The organism is Chlorobaculum sp. 24CR, assembly GCF_004118635.1.
GTDB lineage: Bacteria > Bacteroidota > Chlorobiia > Chlorobiales > Chlorobiaceae > Chlorobaculum.
The window spans coordinates 1-2373 of sequence record NZ_SDGU01000050.1 but is presented as its reverse complement, the minus strand read 5'-3'; the positions used below and the strand labels follow the sequence as shown (position 1 = coordinate 2373).

Sequence of the window (2373 nt, the reverse complement as noted above, 5' to 3'; positions counted from 1 at the left end):
GTCAAGGTCGAGAAATTGAGTATAAAAAGTTGCATTCACAGCAGCTCCAACTCTTCTAAATACCTCGAAGCTCTGCTTCGAGGATCCTTTATTCAGCCTCCACTTCACCTATCTCTCTCTCAAATAGGTCACATATTAGTTGCTTGACATTGCTAAAACCTTCTATATATATCGATTTTTCAAGTGTTTTGTTTTTGTGTGCAAATGCATTCCTTGCCATCCTGATTTCATGTAAACCCGATCTCAATTTTTCATTTTTTACACTTTTATTAATAGCCTGACTTATTTTTCCCGAATTAACAACAAGCAAAGACTCGACGACTTGCAGTAAACGTAGAATAGCGTCATTATAATAACCTTGGTTAAAACGTCTCTCAGCGTTTAATAGATAATCTAACACCTTATAGTATTTATCGTCGCATAAAAGATTGAGCTGTATTTGCGGTAAAATTTCTTTTTTTATCTCAGAGTACTCATAACGATCCCAATACATATAACATTCAGCAGCTTTCTGCATATTCTCAATTCTTGTCTTCTCAGATGCCATTTCATAATTCATTACTATATCATCAGTAAGCTTACAAATTGTTTGCTTAAATATTTCATTGGCAGCAGAGTAGTTATACTGTTTAAATAATTTTATCGCCTGACTCACAGAATCGATATTGTAAATTTCATAAGGGTTATCAAGTTTATTGAGAAACTCTGTCCCTGGCTTTGGATATTTGTCGGTATATTCATCAAAGTCTACATAAAACAAATGCAAATTATTAATTGCCGCTACTAAATATCCTCCCCCGGTCATTGACTTCTTACCGCCAGTCACATCAACCCCCACATCATCATATGCATACATACCCACTCGTTCTCTTATTGCAGAAAATACTTTCTGCGGAGATATATTTTTAATAACAACATCAGTATATATTTCAATATTTTTTATATTTTCAAGATACCTCTTAACATTATCAGAAAACAAATCAGGATTTATTAGATCACCACCTCCATGTATTTGTCTCAATGAATTGCTTATATACTCACTCTGAGCCACGCTTTCACAAGACGATATTAAATATATTTTTTCCTGTGGGCGAATTGTAAGAATTGAAAGAAACAGTGGTTCTATCGTAGTACCGACAAGAACGAACAGGCATTTTACTTCTTGACGAGAAGTATATCTTTCTTCTAAAAGCCGTTGTGAAATAGGCAATACTTGATTTAACCACCAACAACGCAAATCAGGGCCACTTCTGTCATATTTATCTTCGTATTCAAAGAATATTTTTTTGAATTCCTCCTTATCTGCATCAGAGATTTTAAGTGCATCAATTCTCTCTTCACGTGTCATAAGACGCTATCCTCGAATGTAATTGGCCCAAAAGATAAATTAGCCCACCCAAGCGGACGACTTGCGACACCATTTTTAAACACTAAATGCCTTGAATTAGGCGCAATCTTATTTATCCAGTCAACAGTATGTCCTCTTCCATTACGTCCGCACTTCTGATTATCTATCTGAATTCCTGTCATCTGCAAATTTCTTATTTTTATACGATACTCTTCTTTTATTGCGATAAAAAGTGTCTTGCAAAGCATCCCAGACCCTAAACCTATATTGATGGTTGGTAATATATTTAGATTAACATCATTTTCGTCGTCATAAAAATCTAAAACTTTTTCAATCATTTTTTCTTCTTTTGAATGATTATTATCTGGCAATCCAAGCTGTTCTAAATAATACTCTTGCTCAAAGGTCCATATTTTTTTATAAAATTTTATTATTATTTTTTCAAGATCTTTTAAACTTTGAAAGATAATGGAGAAACCAGATGCATTATTACTAAAAAAGCGAAGAATTTCATGATCAATTGTAATATTAAATGTTACATAAGCATTTTTATTTTGTTCGAAACACTCTTTTTCATTTCCACTCACCGCATAAGGAAGAGCCTGCCTATTTAAAAATCTATCTCCATTAATGTCCGAATTTTCTAGCATAATAATTCTCATTTCTTCATCAACCAAGTTTTCCCGCACATATGGAATTGGTGTAGAGTCACTTACAAGAATTGCTCTCATCAAATTTGTGATTGAACCTTTATCAGGCTTTGACCTATTAAGTGTTATAGGATTTCCTAAATAATCTTTTTCTGTAAGTTCAAAATCTTCGAGAACTAATTTTATTAGTTCCTCATCCATTTTTTTTCTTATATCAAACCCACTATTAGCATCATTTGGTATATTTGGTTCTTTATCCAGAATAGTTTTTAAATATTCATCAATAAAGGATCCTCGAAGCAGAGCTTCGAGGTATTTAGAAGAGTTGGAGCTGCTGTGAATGCAACTTTTTATACTCAATTTCTCGACCTTGAC

Annotated in this window: 2 protein-coding genes; both read right to left on the bottom strand. The window is 33.2% G+C overall.

All coding sequences use genetic code 11. The features are described from left to right. Nucleotides 1-88 precede the first annotated feature (88 nt). A complete protein-coding gene (locus EST62_RS09515) occupies nt 89-1348 on the bottom strand; it encodes a hypothetical protein (protein WP_129051858.1) in 1260 nt (419 codons plus the stop codon). Further along, the coding region (locus EST62_RS09510; RefSeq protein ID WP_209019430.1) for a hypothetical protein at nt 1345-2373 on the bottom strand (1029 nt) is incomplete at its 5' end. The genes EST62_RS09510 and EST62_RS09515, both read right to left, overlap by 4 nt.

What these genes read in the sequence shown, in the direction of transcription:
- EST62_RS09515 (WP_129051858.1), bottom strand. Translation starts at nt 1,348, where the DNA reads ATGACACGTGAAGAGAGAATTGATGCACTTAAAATCTCTGATGCAGAT.